At 68.4% G+C, this 16,089-nt stretch carries 13 protein-coding genes and 1 riboswitch; of the genes, 5 read left to right on the forward strand and 8 right to left on the reverse strand.

The features are described 5' to 3' along the window. The first annotated feature begins 10 nt into the window (after positions 1–10). Both Q0263_RS12475 and Q0263_RS12480 read left to right on the forward strand, forming a co-directional pair. Positions 11–2,095, forward strand: coding sequence for a M3 family metallopeptidase (locus Q0263_RS12475; protein ID WP_298016488.1), 2,085 nt, complete (start codon positions 11–13; stop codon positions 2,093–2,095). A 45-nt stretch (positions 2,096–2,140) separates the two neighbouring features. Continuing rightward, the gene (locus Q0263_RS12480; protein WP_298019072.1) at positions 2,141–2,701 is read left to right on the forward strand and encodes an SCO family protein; all 561 of its coding nucleotides are present in this window, start codon (positions 2,141–2,143) and stop codon (positions 2,699–2,701) included. A gap of 35 nt (positions 2,702–2,736) precedes the next feature. On the opposite strand, the gene Q0263_RS12485 is transcribed toward Q0263_RS12480, so the two are convergent. Together Q0263_RS12485 and Q0263_RS12490 are read right to left on the reverse strand one after the other, a co-directional pair. After that, the gene (locus tag Q0263_RS12485; protein ID WP_298016490.1) at positions 2,737–4,128 is read right to left on the reverse strand and encodes a dihydrolipoyl dehydrogenase; all 1,392 of its coding nucleotides are present in this window, start codon (positions 4,126–4,128) and stop codon (positions 2,737–2,739) included. A 10-nt stretch (positions 4,129–4,138) separates the two neighbouring features. Next, positions 4,139–4,339: a heavy-metal-associated domain-containing protein gene (locus Q0263_RS12490; RefSeq protein ID WP_298016492.1), complete on the reverse strand. Its 201-nt coding sequence runs from the start codon at positions 4,337–4,339 to the stop codon at positions 4,139–4,141. A 123-nt stretch (positions 4,340–4,462) separates the two neighbouring features. On the opposite strand from Q0263_RS12490, the gene Q0263_RS12495 reads away from it, so the two are divergent. Then, positions 4,463–6,739 carry a heavy metal translocating P-type ATPase gene (locus Q0263_RS12495; RefSeq protein WP_298016495.1) on the forward strand — a complete coding sequence of 759 codons (2,277 nt, stop codon included), beginning with the start codon at positions 4,463–4,465 and terminating at the stop codon, positions 6,737–6,739. After that, positions 6,739–7,188, forward strand: coding sequence for a Cu(I)-responsive transcriptional regulator (gene cueR / locus Q0263_RS12500; protein WP_298016498.1), 450 nt, complete (start codon positions 6,739–6,741; stop codon positions 7,186–7,188). The genes Q0263_RS12495 and cueR overlap by 1 nt, the downstream gene beginning before the upstream one ends. 25 nt (positions 7,189–7,213) lie before the next feature. On the opposite strand, the gene Q0263_RS12505 is transcribed toward cueR, so the two are convergent. The 6 genes from Q0263_RS12505 to Q0263_RS12530 all read right to left on the reverse strand — a co-directional run bounded on the left by Q0263_RS12505 (position 7,214) and on the right by Q0263_RS12530 (position 15,214). Next, positions 7,214–7,795: a nitroreductase gene (locus Q0263_RS12505; protein WP_298016501.1), complete on the reverse strand. Its 582-nt coding sequence runs from the start codon at positions 7,793–7,795 to the stop codon at positions 7,214–7,216. Between the two features lie 81 nt (positions 7,796–7,876). Beyond that, positions 7,877–8,605: a pyridoxine 5'-phosphate synthase gene (gene pdxJ, locus Q0263_RS12510; protein WP_298019074.1), complete on the reverse strand. Its 729-nt coding sequence runs from the start codon at positions 8,603–8,605 to the stop codon at positions 7,877–7,879. After that, the gene (locus Q0263_RS12515) at positions 8,602–10,035 is read right to left on the reverse strand and encodes an efflux transporter outer membrane subunit (protein ID WP_298016504.1); all 1,434 of its coding nucleotides are present in this window, start codon (positions 10,033–10,035) and stop codon (positions 8,602–8,604) included. Before Q0263_RS12515 ends, pdxJ begins: the two co-directional genes overlap by 4 nt. Further along, a complete protein-coding gene (locus tag Q0263_RS12520; protein WP_298016507.1) occupies positions 10,032–13,196 on the reverse strand; it encodes an efflux RND transporter permease subunit in 3,165 nt (1,054 codons plus the stop codon). Before Q0263_RS12520 ends, Q0263_RS12515 begins: the two co-directional genes overlap by 4 nt. A gap of 44 nt (positions 13,197–13,240) precedes the next feature. Further along, entirely contained in the window at positions 13,241–14,494 is a 1,254-nt protein-coding gene (locus tag Q0263_RS12525) for an efflux RND transporter periplasmic adaptor subunit (protein ID WP_298016509.1), read from the reverse strand. Positions 14,495–14,665: 171 nt separating this feature from the next. Beyond that, positions 14,666–15,214 (reverse strand): TetR/AcrR family transcriptional regulator, encoded by a 549-nt coding sequence (locus Q0263_RS12530; RefSeq protein ID WP_298016512.1) that lies wholly within the window; start codon positions 15,212–15,214, stop codon positions 14,666–14,668. 80 nt (positions 15,215–15,294) lie between these two features. Beyond that, a riboswitch (yybP-ykoY riboswitch) is annotated at positions 15,295–15,467 on the forward strand. 3 nt (positions 15,468–15,470) lie between these two features. Here Q0263_RS12530 and Q0263_RS12535 point away from each other — a divergent pair. Further along, positions 15,471–16,049 (forward strand): TMEM165/GDT1 family protein, encoded by a 579-nt coding sequence (locus Q0263_RS12535; RefSeq protein WP_298016515.1) that lies wholly within the window; start codon positions 15,471–15,473, stop codon positions 16,047–16,049. Positions 16,050–16,089 lie beyond the last annotated feature (40 nt).

Here is a 16,089-nt window from a genome sequence, read left to right on the forward strand (position 1 = left end):
TGTGCCGCTCATGACATCCGCACCGATTGCCGTAGAAAATCCCCTCCTCGCGCCGGCCGAGGCCTTCGTCGACTACAGCGCCGTGCTGCCGGCGCACATCGAGCCCTCGATCAGCGCGCTGATCGCCGAGACCCGCGCCGCCATCATTAAGGCGGCGGAAGCCCCCGAGGCGCCCGACTGGGAAAACCTGGTCGAAGCCATCGAAGACCCTTCCGAGCGCCTGCATCGGGCCTGGTCGATCGCAGGCCACCTGAACAGCGTGGTCAACACCCCGGAACTGCGGGCGGCCTACAACGCGTGCCTGCCGCTGATGAGCGAATTCTCGACCTGGGTCGGCCTGCACCAGGGCCTGTACGAACGCTATCGGGCCCTGGCGGCCAGCCCCGCCTATGCCGGCCTGTCGCCCACCCGCCGGCGCATCGTCGACCTGGCCCTGCGCGACTTCCGACTGAGCGGCGTGGAACTCCAGGGCCCGGCCCGCGACACCTACGCCCGCAACGCCGATCTGCAGGCCCAGGTATCGCAGAAATTCTCCGAAAACGTCATGGACGCCACCGACGGCTGGTCCCTGCTGATCACGGACGAAGCCCGCCTGAAGGGGCTGCCCGGCAACGTCGTCGCCAGCGCCCGCCAGCTGGCCGAATCCGCCGGCGAAAACGGCTGGAAACTGACGCTGCACATGCCCTGCTACCTGCCGGTCATGCAGCACGCCCAGGACCGCGATCTGCGCCTGGCCGTATACCGCGCCTACGGCACCCGCGCCTCCGACCAGGGCGATCCGGCCTTCGACAACTCCGAATCCATCGAATCGCTGCTGGCGCTGCGGGCCGAGGAAGCCGCGCTGCTGGGCCACGCCGATTTCGCTTCGCTGCGCCTGGAAACCCGCATGGCCGACAGCGCGCCCCAGGTGCTGGCCTTCCTGCGCGAACTGGCCGCCAAAGCCCGCCCCAGCGCCCGGCGAGACCTGGAAGAACTGCGCGAATTCGCCGCCCGGCATCTGGGCCTGGGCACGCTGGAACCCTGGGACATCGCCTACGCATCCGAGCGGCTGCGCGAACAGCGCTACGCCTACTCGGACGAAGAACTGCGCCCCTACTTCACCGAATCCCAGGTGCTCAAGGGGCTGTTCGAGGTCATCCACACCTTGTTCGGCGTGCGCCTGCAAGCCTGCGATGCCCCGGCCTGGCATCCCGACGCCCGCATCTACCGGGTGCTCGACGCGCAGGGCCGCGAGCTGGGACGCCTGGGCATGGATCTGTACGCCCGCCCCGGCAAGCAAGGCGGCGCCTGGGTGGACAGCGAACGCAGCCGACGCCGCCACGGCGACACGCTGCACCAGCCGCTGGCCTGGCTGACCTGCAATTTCTCGGCGCCCCACGACGGCGGCGAGGCGCAGCTCACGCACGACGAAGTCATCACCCTGTTCCACGAAAGCGGCCACGCCATGCATACCCTGCTCTCGCGGGTGGACGAGCCGGCCGCGGCGGCCTTCGCCGCCGTCGAATGGGACGCCATCGAACTGCCTTCGCAGTTCATGGAGAACTTCTGCTGGGAATGGGGCGTGCTCAAGTCCCTGACCCGGCATGCCGAGACGGGTGAAACACTGCCCCGGGCCCTGTTCGACAAGCTGACCGCCGCCCGCAATTTCCAGAGCGGCCTGCAGACCTTGCGCCAGGTGGAATTCTCGCTCTTCGACATGCTGATCCACACGCAGGACCACGGCCTGTCGATCAGCGCCGTGCTCGACACCCTGGACCAGGTGCGCCAGGAAGTCGCCCTGCTGGTGCCGCCGGCCTGGCACCGCTTTCCGCATGCCTTCTCGCACCTGTTCGCCGGGGGCTACGGGGCCGGGTACTACAGCTACAAGTGGGCCGAGGTGCTGTCCGCCGACGCCTTCGCCGCGTTCGAAGAACGCGCGCAGGCCCAGCCGGACGGCACCCGCGACGTGTTCGATCCCGATACCTGCCGCCGCTACCTGGACGAGATCATCGCCGTGGGCGGCGCGCGCCCGGCGGCGGATTCCTTCCGGGCCTTCCGCGGCCGCGATCCGTCGCTGGACGCCCTGCTGCGCCACAGCGGCCTGGTGGAAGCCTGAAAAATGACTAAGCCCCCGCGCCGCGCAGGCTTCGTCCAGCGCCTGATGGCGGCCCTGGTTCTATGGGCGTGCGGCATCGGCGTAGCGCTGGCGGCGGTCCACCCGGTGCGCGGCTTTCTGCCCGACCTGAAGTTCACGCTGCAAGGCGCGGGCGGCGCCACGGTCACCCAGCAGGCCTTCGCCGGCAAGGTCGTGCTGATGTTCTTCGGCTATGCCAGCTGCCCCGACATCTGCCCCACCACCATGGCCCAGCTGGCGCAGGTGACGGAATCCCTGGGGCCCAAGGCCGACCAGGTCCGCATCCTGTTCGTCAGCGTGGATCCTCACCGGGACACGCCCGACGTGCTGCAGGCCTATGTGGATCAGTTCGACCGCCATGCCATCGGCCTGACGGGCGACGAATCCGCCATCGCCGCCCTGGCGCGCCGCTACCGGGTGGCCTACCAGATCGAGCGCCCCGACTCCACCGCGCCCGGCGCGCCCTACGAGGTGTCCCACAGCCGGGGCATCTACGCCTTCGACCAGCAGGGCAAGGCCGTGTGGCTGGCCTCCGACAGCGAATCCCAGGACGACCTGCTGGCCGCCCTGAAGCCGATGCTGCAATAGCGGGTCCCGGCGGCGCGGGACAGGCGCGGAATTCCCTACTCCCCCTGCTTCGCCGCGTCGCGCAAGGCCGTGCGGATGCCTTCCTCGATCGTGGGGTGATAGAACGGCAGCTTCAGCATCTGCGGCACCGTCAGTTCCATCTGCAGGGCCCAGGCCAGCAGATGCGCGACGTGCTCGGCGTCCGGGCCGACCATTTCCGCGCCGATGAAACGCTGATCGGCGCGCCGCATGTACACGTGCAGCACGCCCTGGTTGCGCAGCATGACGCGCGAGCGGCCCTGGCGGGTCCAGTCGACGGCGCCGATCGCCATGGTGTCGGGATCGTAGGCGCCGAAGCCGCCGCCCACCTGCATGATCTGCGGATTGCTGAAGACCACGGCCATGGGCGCCCGGCGCGGCCGCGCCCGCACGTCGGGCCAGGCCGCCGCATTGGCGCCGGCCACGCGGCCGTCGTCCGAGGCCTCGTGCTGGATGGCATGCCGCCCGGTCACGTCGCCGGCCAGGAACACGGGCTGCCCGCGCACCTGCAGCGAGGCCGGGTCGATGACCGGCACGCCCCGGTCGTCCAGCGGCAGGCTGGTGCGGTCCAGATGCAGCGAAGCCAGCACGGGGCGGCGGCCTGCGGTCAGCAGCACGCGATCGAAGCGTTCCTGCATGTCCGAACCGCCCGCCGTCGACCAGTTCACCAGCGCCTCGTCGCCATCGCGCCGCACCGCCGTCACCCGGGCATTGCGCACCAGGTTCAATTCCGGCGCCAGCGCGTCCAAGGCCGCCTGGCGCACCGGGGGATCCGTCAGGTGGGCGAAGCTGTCCGAACGGTTCAGCACCCGCACCCGCACTCCCAACCGCGCCAGGGCCAGGCCCAGCTCGACCCCGATCACCCCCGATCCGATCAGCAGCACGCTGCGCGGCAGATCTTGCCAATCGAACACATCGTCGTTGACGATAGCCAGCTCGCCCAGCGGCCGGTAGAGGTCGGGCACCACCGGCTGGGTGCCGGTGGCGATGACGATGCGGGAGGCATGGATCTCGTGCCCCTGGTCGCTTCGCAGCACGCCGTCGCGCAGGAACTCCACGCGGGCGTCCAGGCGATGTTCCGGCGGCATGGCCTGGACGTCGTCCACGACGAAACCGACGAAACGGTCGCGTTCGCGGCGCACGCGATCCATGACGGCCACGCCATCCACCCGGGGATCACCAGCCGCCGTGATGCCGAACCCCGGCGCGTGGCGGATGGCGGCGGCCGCCTCGGCGGCGGCGATCAGCAGTTTGGACGGCATGCAGCCTACCCGCGCGCACATGGTGCCGTGCGGGCCGCCTTCGATCAGCAGGGGCTTCAAGCCCGCCTTCACGACTTCACGATAGGCCGGCAGGCCCGCCGAGCCCGCGCCGATGATGGCGACGTCGCAATCGCTGCGTGTGCTCATGACGCCTCCTTCAAGCTGGACGGACGTCGTAGCCCTCGTCGGCGATGGCCGCCCGCAACACGCCCGCATCCGCCGCCGATTCGACCACGACCCGATGCGCGTTCAGATCCGCGGAAACCACGGCGCCGGGCGCGGCCGCCTGCACGGCCTGGGTGATGGTCTGCACACAATGGTTGCAGGTCATGTCGGACACGATGAATTCGGTTTTCATGAAAGACTCCGGGAAAGGGATAGAGCCATGTTAAACCCTGACACGATGGCAAGCTCAAGCCCCTTGACCTTACCATAAGGTCAAGCTTGATCATACAATCATCCTTATGATCAGGAACTCGACATGAACAGGCTCTCCCCCTCTTCCACCCTCGATCTGGACGTCGAAGGCATGACCTGCGCGTCCTGCGTGCGACGCGTGGAAACCGCGCTGAAATCCGTTCCCGGCGTGGCGGACGCCAGCGTCAACCTGGCCTTGCACCGGGCCAGCGTCACCCTGGCTCCGGCGGGCGCCGACCCCCTGGCCCTGATCGCCGCCGTGGCCAAGCGCGGCTATACGGCCCAGGTGCTCGACGCCTCGCGCCTCGCCACCGAAGAAGACCTGAGCGCGGAAGACCCGCGCGCCGGCTGGCGTTTCGCCTGGGCGCTGATCCTGACCCTGCCCGTCTTCATCCTGGAGATGGGCGGTCACCTCATCCCCGGTCTGCACCACCTGATTCAGGAACTGGTCCCCGGACAATCCCTGGCGTGGCTGGAATTCGCGCTGACCACGGCCGTGCTGGCCGGCCCGGGTCGCAGCTTCTTCACGCGCGGCGCCAAGGCCCTGGCGCATGGCGGACCGGACATGAACACCCTGGTGGCGCTGGGCGCGGGCAGCGCCTGGCTGTATTCCACCGGCGTCGCCTGGGCCCCCGCCCTCTTCCCCGCCGAATCCAGGCATCTGTACTTCGAGGCCGCCGCCGTGGTCGCGACCCTGATCCTGCTGGGCCGCTGGCTGGAATCGCGGGCCAAGGGCCGGGCGGGCTCCGCGATCCGCCAACTGATCGGCCTGCAGCCGCGCACCGCCTGGGTGCGCCGGGGCGGCGACTGGAGCGAACAGCCCATCGACAGCCTGGCGGCGGGCGACGACATCCGCGTGCGGCCCGGGGAAAAGATCCCGGTGGATGGCGTGGTCCAGGAAGGCGAATCCTGGGTGGACGAATCCATGATCACCGGCGAACCCATGCCCGCCAGCCGGGGCGTGGGCGACCGCCTGATCGGCGGCACCCTGAACACCCAGGGCAGCCTGGTCCTGCGCGCCACGGAAGTCGGCGCGCAGACCGTGCTGGCCCAGATCATCCGCCTGGTCGAGCAGGCGCAGTCCGGCAAGCTGCCGGTGCAGCAGCGGATCGACCAGGTGACGGCCTGGTTCGTGCCGGTCGTCATGGGCCTCGCGGCCCTGGCCTTCGCGGCCTGGTGGATCTGGGGACCCGCGCCCGCCCTGGCCCACGCCCTGGTGGCGGGCGTCGCGGTGCTGATCATCGCCTGCCCCTGCGCCATGGGCCTGGCCACTCCCATCTCGATCCTGGTCGCCACGGGCCGGGCCGCCGGCCTGGGCATCCTGTTCCGGCAAGGCGAAGCGCTGCAGCGCCTGCGCGACGTGCGCGTCGTCGCCTTCGACAAGACGGGCACCCTGACGCTGGGCCGCCCCGCCCTCACCGACCTGCTGCCGCTGGACGGCGGCGATCCGGACGAGCTGCTGGCGGCGCTGGCCGCCGTCCAGGCGGGATCCGAACACCCCATCGCCCACGCCATCCGGACCGCCGCGTTGGAAAAATCGCTGCGCATCCCCGAGGCCGCGCACTTCAAGGCGATCACCGGGGCCGGCGTACAGGCGCGGGTCGGGGGCGGACTCTATCTGATGGGGTCCCTGCGCCTGATGCAGGACGCCGCCGTGCCGGTCTCCGAGGCCGCGCTGGCGCGGATGCAAGCCCTCGCGCAATCGGGCAAGACCCCGTTCCTGGTGGCCCGCGACGGGCAGCCGATCGCCATCGTCGCCGTGGCCGACATCCTGCGTCCGTCCGCCCGGCCGCTGATCGCGCAACTGCACGCCCGGGGGCTGAAGACCGCCCTGATCACGGGCGACCACGCGGCCGCCGCCCAGGCAGTGGCGCAAGAACTGGGAATCGACGTCGTCCACGCCCAGACTTTGCCGGAACACAAGGCCGAACGGCTGCGCGAACTGCAGCAATCCATCGGGCCGCTGGCCTTCGTCGGGGACGGCATCAACGACGCCCCGGCCCTGGCCACCGCCGACGTGGGAATCGCCATGGGACGCGGCACCGACGTGGCCATCGAATCGGCCGACGTGGTGCTGATGAACGAAGATCTGACGTCCGTGGCCCGCGCCATCACGCTGTCGCACAAGACACTGCGCAACATCGGCCAGAACCTGTTCTGGGCCTTCGCCTACAACGCGGCCCTGATTCCGGTGGCGGCCGGCGCCCTGTACCCCTGGACGGGCCTGCAGCTCTCGCCCATGCTGGGCGCGGGGGCGATGGCCCTGTCCAGCGTCTTCGTCGTCGCCAACGCGCTGCGGCTGAAAACCCAATCCCTGAACACGCGCCAGGAGGGCCTCTGATGAATTCCCTGCACACCATCGGCGAGGCCGCCGCCCGCACGGGCCTGACGCCCAAGATGATCCGCTACTACGAAAGCCAGGCGCTGTTCGCCCCCCAGGGGCGCAGCGACGCGGGCTACCGCCTGTACGACGAGGCCGACCTGCACGCCCTGCGCTTCATCCGCAGCGCCCGGGACCTGGGGTTTTCGCTGTCCCAGATCGCCGACCTGACCGATCTGTGGCGCGACCGCCACCGCGCCAGCGCGGAGGTTAAGCGCCTGGCCATGGCCCATATCGACGAACTGGAAGCCAAGGCCGCCGTCCTGCAGAGCATGGCGGCGACCTTGAGGACGCTGGCGCTCCACTGCCACGGCGACGACCGGCCCGAATGCCCGATCCTGGAGGGGCTGGCCGCCCAGGCCCTCCAGGATCGGCCGGCCGTCGATGCCCAGGCCGGCCGCGGGCGATAGCGCAAGCGGCGCCCCTTCGGGGAGATCAGGCCTCAGCCGGGTCCCGATGCCATTCCCGCACGAAATCCCGGTAATCCGGGCGCTGCGGGGCGCGCGGGGCGTCGATGGGCGTCCCGATGGCCAGATAGCCCATGAACTGCTCGTCCAGGGGGTCGAATCCCAGGGCTTCGCCCATGCCGTCCAGGTACGTGCCCAGGCCGGTGCTCCAGAAGCCGTGCAGCCCCAGCGCATGCGCGGCATTAAGCATGTTCATCACGGCCGTCGCCACCGACAGACGACTTTCCTCGGGCCGGATGCGGCCGTTGGGATCCGGCCTGCAGGCCAGCAGGATCACCAGCGGAACCTTGGACAACCACATGCGGGCGTTCGCGACCTTGTGTTCCGGCAGGGGCTTGCCTTCGGCCAGCCCGACGCGCACGGCGACATCCACCAGCGCCGGCACGTCGGCGCCCTGCGCCAGGGCGAACCGCCAGGGACGCACCGCGCCGTGATCCGGCGCCCGCATGGCGGCCTGCAGGATCAGGTCCAGCTGCGCTCCGGTCGGGCCGGGAGACTGCACGAATTTGACCGATTGACGGCTCAGAAGGGTTTCCACCATGGCAGACATGGACGCTCCGGTAACGGGCCCGCCCTGCCGGGCAAGCCCTGAAGAAGTGAAAGAAGACGGCCGCCCTGGCCGAGGACGGCGCTAGCGGCTGGCCGCCTGGACGATCAGGGCCTTCATCCGCCGGATCGCGGGTTCCCAGCCGTCGAAGACGGCCTGGGCCACGATGGCGTGCCCGATGTTCAGTTCGCGGATGCCCGGCAAGGCTGCGATCGCCTGCACATTGCCGTAATGCAGGCCATGACCGGCGTTGACCCTCAGGCCTTCGCCCACGCCGACGGCAATCGCGGCCCTCAGCCGTTCCAGCTGCGCCGCCTGCTGCGCCTCGTCCGGCGCATCGGCGAAGGCGCCCGTATGCAGCTCGATCACCTGGGCGCCGGCCCGCACGGCGGCGGCGATCTGGTCCGCCTGCGGGTCGATGAACAGCGACACCCGGATGCCCGCGTCGTGCAGACGGGACACCGCGGCATGGACCTCGTCGAAGCGGCCCAGCACGTCCAGGCCGCCCTCGGTGGTCAATTCACGGCGATTCTCCGGCACCAGGCAGACGTCCTGAGGCTGCAGCCGGCAGGCGATGTCCAGCATCTCCGGCGTGATGGCGCATTCCAGATTCATGCGGGTGCGCAGGGCCGGGCGGATCGCCCAGACATCGGCGTCCTGGATGTGGCGCCGGTCTTCCCGCAGATGCAGGGTGATCAGATCGGCGCCGGCGTCTTCCGCCCGCAGCGCGGCCTGCAGAGGGTCCGGATAACGCGTCAGCCGCTGCTGGCGCAGCGTGGCCACGTGATCGATATTGACGCCCAGTTCCATCAGTCTTCCTTTGCCGGCAGGTCGTCGGGAGACCAGCCCCCGCCCAGCGCCTTGTAGAGTTCCACGCGGTTGGCCAGCGCGGCGGCCCCCAGCTGGATGAATTGCTGCTGCACGCCGTACAGGTTGACCTGGGCGGTCTGCACCTGCAGATAGCTGTCCACCCCCGTCTCGTACCGCACCTGCGCCAGATTCAGAGCCCGCAGCGTCGAGGCCTCGGTGGCGCGCACCGCGTCGAGCTGGCGGCTGTAGGTGGCCTCGCCCGCCAGGCCGTCGGCGACTTCGCGGAAGGCGGTCTGGATGGCTTTCTCGTAGGTGGCGACGGCGATGTTGTCCTGGGCCTTGGCCAGGTCCAGATTGCCCTTCACGCCGCCGGAGAACAGCGGCATCTGGATCTGCGGCGAAAACTGCCAGTAGCGCTGGCTGCCGGCGAACAGGCCGCCCAGTTCGGGGCTGGCGAAGCCCAGCAGGCCGGTCAGCGTGATGCGCGGGAAGAACGCCGCCCGCGCCGCGCCGATCTCGGCATTGGCGGCCTTCAGGCCGTTTTCGGCGCCGATGATGTCGGGGCGGCGTTCCAGCAATTGAGACGGCAGCCCGGCCGGGATGGCCTGCAGCAGCTGGTCACGGCCGAACGGCAGCGGCGCCGGCAGGTCGGCGGGCACCGGAGCGCCCAGGATGAGCTGCAAGGCATTGGTCGCCTGCGTCATGGCGCGCTCGGCCGCCACCAGGTCGGCCCGCACCGTATCCAGCTGGGACTGCGCCTGCGCCAGATCCAGATCCGACGCCACGCCCACGTCGAAGCGCACCTTCACCAGATCCAGCGAGCCCTGTCGGGCCTGCAGGGTCTTTTCCATCAGATCGTGCAGCGCCTGCGCGGAACGCAGATTGAAATAGGCCTCGGCGGTCTGGGCGATCAGGCTCAGTTGCACGGTGCGGCGCGCCTGTTCGGTGGACAGGAATTGCTGGTAGGCGGACTCGCTGAGATTGCGCACGCGGCCGAAGAAGTCCAGTTCGAAGGCCGTCATACCGACGCCGGCCACGAAGCTGCGGTTCACCGCGGGGCTGTTCGCGCCCCCATTGCGCATGTTCTCCGGCGAATGGGAGGCCTGCTCCGTGCCCTGCACCCCGATGGTGGGCAGCCGGTCGCTCTGGACGATGCCGAACTGGGCGCGGGCCGCCTCGACATTTTCCACGGCGATGCGCAGATCGCGGTTGTTGCGCAGGGCCAGTTCGATCAGGGCCTGCAGCCGGGGATCGCGGAACACGTCGCGCCAGGCGGGCAGTTCCGACGGCCCGGCCGCGTTTTCCGCCAGGGGGAATTGATCGGGCACCGGCGCCGCGGGCCGGTGATACGTCGGCGCCAGGGAGCAGGCCCCCAGGGCCAGGCACAGGGCCGTCATGGCCCCCAGGCGGCCTTGTCGCATCCAGGATGTCATGTGCGGTCTCCGCTGGAGTCTTCCGCCGCCGGGATGTGCGGCGCCTGATGGCCCAGGAGTTTCGGTTTGGTCTTGAACAATTTCAGAATCACCACAAAGAAGGTCGGCACGAAAATCACGGCCAGCGGCGTGGCCGCGAGCATTCCGCCCAGCACCCCCAGGCCCACGGCGTTCTGGCTGGCGGCGCCCGCGCCGTTGGCCAGCACCAGGGGCACCACCCCCAGGATGAAGGCGAAGGAAGTCATCAGGATGGGCCGGAAACGTAGGCGGGCGGCTTCGATGGCGGCTTCCTTCAGGCCGGCCCCGCTGGCGTAGAGGTCCTTGGCGAATTCGACGATCAGGATGGCGTTCTTCGCCGCCAGACCGATCACAGTCACCATCCCGACCATGAAGTACACGTCGTTGTCCTTGCCCATCAGGCTGCTGAGCACCACGGCCCCCAGCATGCCCAGCGGCACGGCCAGCATCACCGACAACGGAATGGCCCAGCTTTCATACAGGGCGGCCAGCACCATGAAGACCACCAGGATCGACAGGCCCATCAGGATCGTGGACTGGCTGCCCGCCTGGATTTCCTGGTAGGACAGGCCGGTCCATTCGTAGCCCAGGCCGGACGGCAGCTGCGTGATCAGGCGTTCCATCTCGGCCATGGCCTGGCCCGTGGAGTAGCCCGGCGCCGCCGAACCGCCGATGCGGATGGATTCGTAGCCGTTGTAGCGCACGACCTGGACCGGACCCCGGGTCCATTCCAGGGAGACGAACGAGGACAGCGGCACCATCTCGCCACTGGCGTTGCGGGCATTGAGCCGCAGGATGTCGTCGGGGTTCATCCGGGCGTTCTGATCCGCCTGGACCCAGACGTTCTGCACCCAGCCCTGGTTCGTGAACTTGCCGATGTAGGACGAGCCGATCGCCGTGGAAATCAGCTGGGCCGCCTCGGAGAAATCCACGCCCAGCGCGGCCGCCTTGGCGCGGTCGATGTTCACCTTCAGCTGGGGCCCCGCGCCCAGGCCCGTGACGCGCGTGCCGGTCAGGATGTGGCTTTGCGAGGCCAGCTGCAGCAGTTGCTGGGTGGCGTTCTGCAGCGCCTCGCTGCCTACGCCGCTGCGGTCTTCCAGGCGCAGGTCGAACCCGGAGGCATTGCCCAGCGAGGAGATGGCGGGCGGCGTGATGGAAATCACCATGGAATCCGGCAGCCCGAACAGCAGCTTGCCCATGGCTGTGCCGGAAATGGCCTGCGCCGAATCGCCCGGGCCCTTGCGTTCCGAGAAATCCTTCAGGGGCACGAAGGCGATGGCCGCGTTCAGGCCATTGCCGTTGAAGCTGAAGCCCTGGACGGCGATGATGTTGGCCACCTGCGGCAGGGCCATGAAGTACTTTTCGACCTTGTCGATGATTTCCAGCGTGCGGTTGGACGAGGCGCCCGAGGGCAATTCGATGTTGGCGATCACATAGCCCTGGTCTTCCTCGGGTAGGAAGGACGTGGGCAGGCGCAGGAACATCCAGCCCAGCACGCCCACCAGCACGGCGAACACCAGCATCATGCGCACGGCGCGCGTCAGGCTGCGCGTGACCCAGCGGGTATAGCCCTGCGTGGTGCGGTCGAAGCCGCGGTTGAACCAGCCGAAGAAGCCGCCCTTGCTTTCATGATGGCCTTTGGGCACGGGCTTGAGGATAGTGGCGCACAGCGCCGGCGTGAAGCTGAGCGCCAGCAGCGCCGAAAACAGGATGGACACCGCCATGGCCACGGAGAACTGGCGGTAGATCACCCCCACGGACCCGGACATGAAGGCCAGCGGCAGGAACACCGTGGTCAGCACCAGCGTGATGCCGACGATGGCGCCGCTGATCTGCGGCATGGCCTTCTTCGTGGCTTCCTTGGGCGGCAGGCCCTCTTCCGCCATGATGCGTTCCACGTTCTCCACCACCACGATGGCGTCGTCCACCAGGATCCCGATGGCCAGCACCATGGCGAACATGGTCAGCACGTTGATGGAGAACCCCAGGGCCAGCATCACGGTGAAGGCCCCCATCATCGCCACCGGCACCACCAGCGCGGGGATCAGCGTGTAGCGCACGTTCTGCAGGAACACGAACATCACCACGAACACCAGCACCATGGCCTCGAGCAGGGTGTGGACCACCTGCTCGATGGAAAGGTCGATGTAGGGCGAGGTGTCGTAGGGAATCTGGTAGGTGATGTTGTCGGGGAAGAACTTGGACAGCTCGGCCATCTTGGCCTTGGCCAGCTTGGCCGTTTCCAGGGCGTTGGCCGTGGGCGTCAGCGACAGGGCGAAGGCCGCCGTCGCCTTGCCGTTCAGGCGGGCGCCGAACTGGTAGTTGTCCGAGCCGAGTTCGACCCGGGCGACGTCGTGGACGCGCACCGTGGAGCCGTCCGGATTGGCCCGCAGCACGATGTTGCCGAATTCCTCCGGCGTGGTGAGCTGGCCGTTGACGATCAGGGGCGCCACCGTGCGCTGCGAGTCGGGATTCGGGGGCGAACCCAGCTGACCGCCGGAAATCACCAGGTTCTGGGACGCCAGGGCGCTGTTGACCTGGGCCATGCTCAGGCCGTAGCCGACGAGCTTCTGCGGGTCGACCCAGATGCGCATGGCCCGGCTGGCGGCGAAGAGCTGGAATTCGCCCACGCCCTTGATCCGCGACATCGGATTCTGGATGTTGCGCGTGATGTAGTCGGCCAGGGCGTACTGGTCGACGGAGCCGTCCTTGGACGACAGGGTGACCACCATCAGGAAGCCGGAGCTCGACTGGGTGACCTTCAGGCCCTGCTGCGTCACGGCCGCGGGCAGCTTGGCCGTGGCGTTGGACAGGCGGTTCTGGACGTCCACCTGGGCCAGGTCGGCGTTCGTGCCCGGCGCGAAGGTCACGGTGACCTGGGCCTGGCCGTTGGAATCGCTGACGGACTCGTAGTACAGCAGGCCCTTGGCGCCGTTCAGCTCGTTCTCGATGACGCTGGCCACGCTGGTGGAGACCTCGGATGCCGAGGCGCCCGGATAGGTGGCGGTGATGGTCACGGTGGGCGGGGCGACGTCGGGATACTGCGACACCGCCATGTTGGGAATGGCCAGGATGCCGGCCAGCGCAATGGCCAGCGCGACTACCCAGGCAAAGATCGGCCGTTCAATGAAAAACTGTGGCATGAGAGCTCGCGTGAAAACCGGACAAAAGGCGGTCGGACCGGCGGTCAGCCGGCCTTGGCCTCGGAAGCTGCGTCAGCGGCGGGTTTCTGATCCTGGGAAGCGCCCCCGGAGGCGCCGGCGGCCGGCGCCGACGCGCCGGGCTTCGCATCCGCCGGCTTTTTCCAGGGCATGGGCTGCACCGGCGCCCCCGGGCGGATCTTCTGGAAGCCTTCGACGACGATCTGATCGCCCGCCTGGACGCCGTCATACACGATGTAGCCATGACCGGAGCGCGGCCCGACCTGCACCGGCGTGAACACGGCCTTGCCGTCCTTCACCGCCACGACGGTGCTGTTGCCGTCGGCCGTGCGCTGGATGGCCTGTTCCGGCACCACCAGCGCCTTGGGATCGACGCCCTGGGCCAGGCGCACCCGGACGTAGAGGCCGGGCAGCAGGATCTGTTCCGGATTGGGGAACAAGGCCCGCAGATTGACCTGGCCGGTCCCCGGATCGACCGCCACGCCAGAGAAGAGCAGCTTGCCTTCATGGCGGTACACGCTGTCGTTGTCCAGCAGGACGTCGGCCCGGGTGTTGCCCTGGGCGTCCGGCTTCACCACGCCGTCGGCGATCTGGCGCCGCAAGGCGGAAATCTGCGCCACGGGCTGGGTGATGTCGACGTACACCTGATCCAGGCGATGGACCGTGGCCAGCTGGGTGGCCGAGGAGGCGCTGACCAGCGCCCCGACCGTCACCATCGACTTGCCGATCTGCCCGTCGATGGGCGAGGTCACCCGGGTGTAGCCCAGGTCGATGTCGGCCGCTTCCAGGGCGGCCTTGGCGGCGGCGACGGCAGCCTCGGTCTGGCGGGCCTGGGCCACGGCGTTGTCGTAATCCTGCTGGCTGACCGCGTGCTGCTGGATCAGCTTGCCGAAGCGCTGCGCCTGCAGCTTGGCGGTCGTCGCGGCCGCCTGGGAGTTCTTCAACTGGGCCGCGGCCTGGTCGCGGGCGGCCCGATACGGCGCCGGGTCGATGGTGAACAGCAACTGCCCCGCCTTGACGCGGCTGCCCTGCTCGAATTCGATGCCCTGGACGATGCCCGTGACCCGCGCGCGGATTTCCGCGTCTTCGATGGCCTGGACGCGGCCGGGCAGTTCGGTGTTGACGATGGCTTCCCTAGGCTGGATCTCGACCACGCTGACGGGAACCTTCATGCCCTGCATGTCCTGTTGAGGTTTGTCGCCGCAGGCGGCCAATGTCAGCAGCAGCGCCAGCGCCAGGGGCTGCAGCGTCCGGCCGGCGGGCAGTTGCAGAAAGGCCATAAGAAAACTCCCGATTGATGATTTTTAGATGAAAGACGGAAACGCGAAAGCAGGATCAGGCGCATTCGGAGTGCCCGCCAAACCGCGCGGCGACAAGGCTGCGGGCCGGGACAATCCAAAAGTATAAGAGGAAACCCCTGGAGCCATCAGGGAAATTTGAGGCGCGGCGCATCACCCGGCGGCCCCCGAGAAGCGGTCGACCAGGATGCCGATGCGGGCGGCCAGGACGTCCCGGGGCGGGCGGTCGGCGAACAGGCCCTCCAGGGCCAGCAGGAACACCAGGGATGTTTCCGCATCCCCCAGCACCTGATCGACGCATTCCAGGACGCCGTCTCGGTGGTTCCAGGCGACCTTGGGACGCAGGCGTTCGTAGACGTCCTGGAATTCGGCGGCCATGGGCGCGTCGGCCATTTCCGACCAGCAGTCCAGGACCAGGCACTGGCACACCCGCCGCAGGCGCTCGCGCAGCGTGCCGCCCTGCCGCCCGGCCTGATTCGCGGCTTCCACGCGCGACAGGACCCAGGCGTCGAAGCACTGGACGAAGATGTCTTCCTTGTCCTTGAAGGTGCGATAGAGCAGCGTGCGGGAAATCGACGCCCGCCGGGCGATGTCTTCCAGGCTGGTGCGGGAAAAACCGAAGTTCAGGAAGCACCAGCGCGCGGCATCCAGGATACGGATGCGGCGCGCCTCGAGGGCCTCGGGACTCAGTTTCTGCGACATCCGCGTATTTTGACAAAAATGATTTTTTTTGTCAAAAGATTCCAGCATCACCGAGCCGCCGAAAACCTGTACACTTGCGCCTGACCGTCATCGGGGAGTAGCCGCGCTTCTTCTTGAAGCGGCTTGCATCAACATACTTGGCTCGCGCCATGGTGCAAGCGGTTCCCAGACTTGGCAAGACCTTTGACTACGAAGCATCCGTCCGGGCCGGAGATGCATCGTAGTCATTCGTCCTGCATCCGGCCTTGGAACTCTGATGGAAGCCCTCTTCGTCTCGACCGGCGTCGTCGCCCTTGCGGAAATCGGCGATAAAACCCAGCTCCTCGCCTTCATCCTGGCCGCCCGCTTCAAGAAGCCGGTGCCCATCATTCTGGGCATTCTTGCCGCCACTCTGGTCAATCACGGTCTCGCCGGCGCCCTGGGCGCCTGGATCACGTCCGTCGTCAATCCGGGCGTCCTCGCCTGGATCCTGGGCTTCTCCTTCCTGGGGATGGCTCTCTGGACCCTCATCCCTGACAAGATGGAAGACGATGAAACCAGCGCCGCCAGGAGATTCGGCGTCTTCGGCGCGACCCTGATCACCTTCTTCCTGGCCGAAATGGGGGACAAGACGCAGATCGCCACGGTGGCCCTGGCTGCGCACTACGGGGCGCCGCTGCTGGTCGTGATCGGCACCACGCTCGGCATGCTGCTGGCGGACGTCCCTGCCGTGTTCGTGGGGGACCGTCTGAGCGCCAGGATCCCGATGAAGCTGGTGCACACGATCGCCGCCGCCGTCTTCGCGGTGCTGGGCCTGGTGACGCTGTGGGGCGCGGCGACGGGCGTGAAGCTGTAGCCCGGCGCCCCCCCTGTCCGGCCGATCCGCGCGGCCGGGC

This window comes from uncultured Castellaniella sp. (assembly GCF_937988725.1).
In the GTDB taxonomy this organism is placed as follows: Bacteria; Pseudomonadota; Gammaproteobacteria; order Burkholderiales; family Burkholderiaceae_B; genus Castellaniella.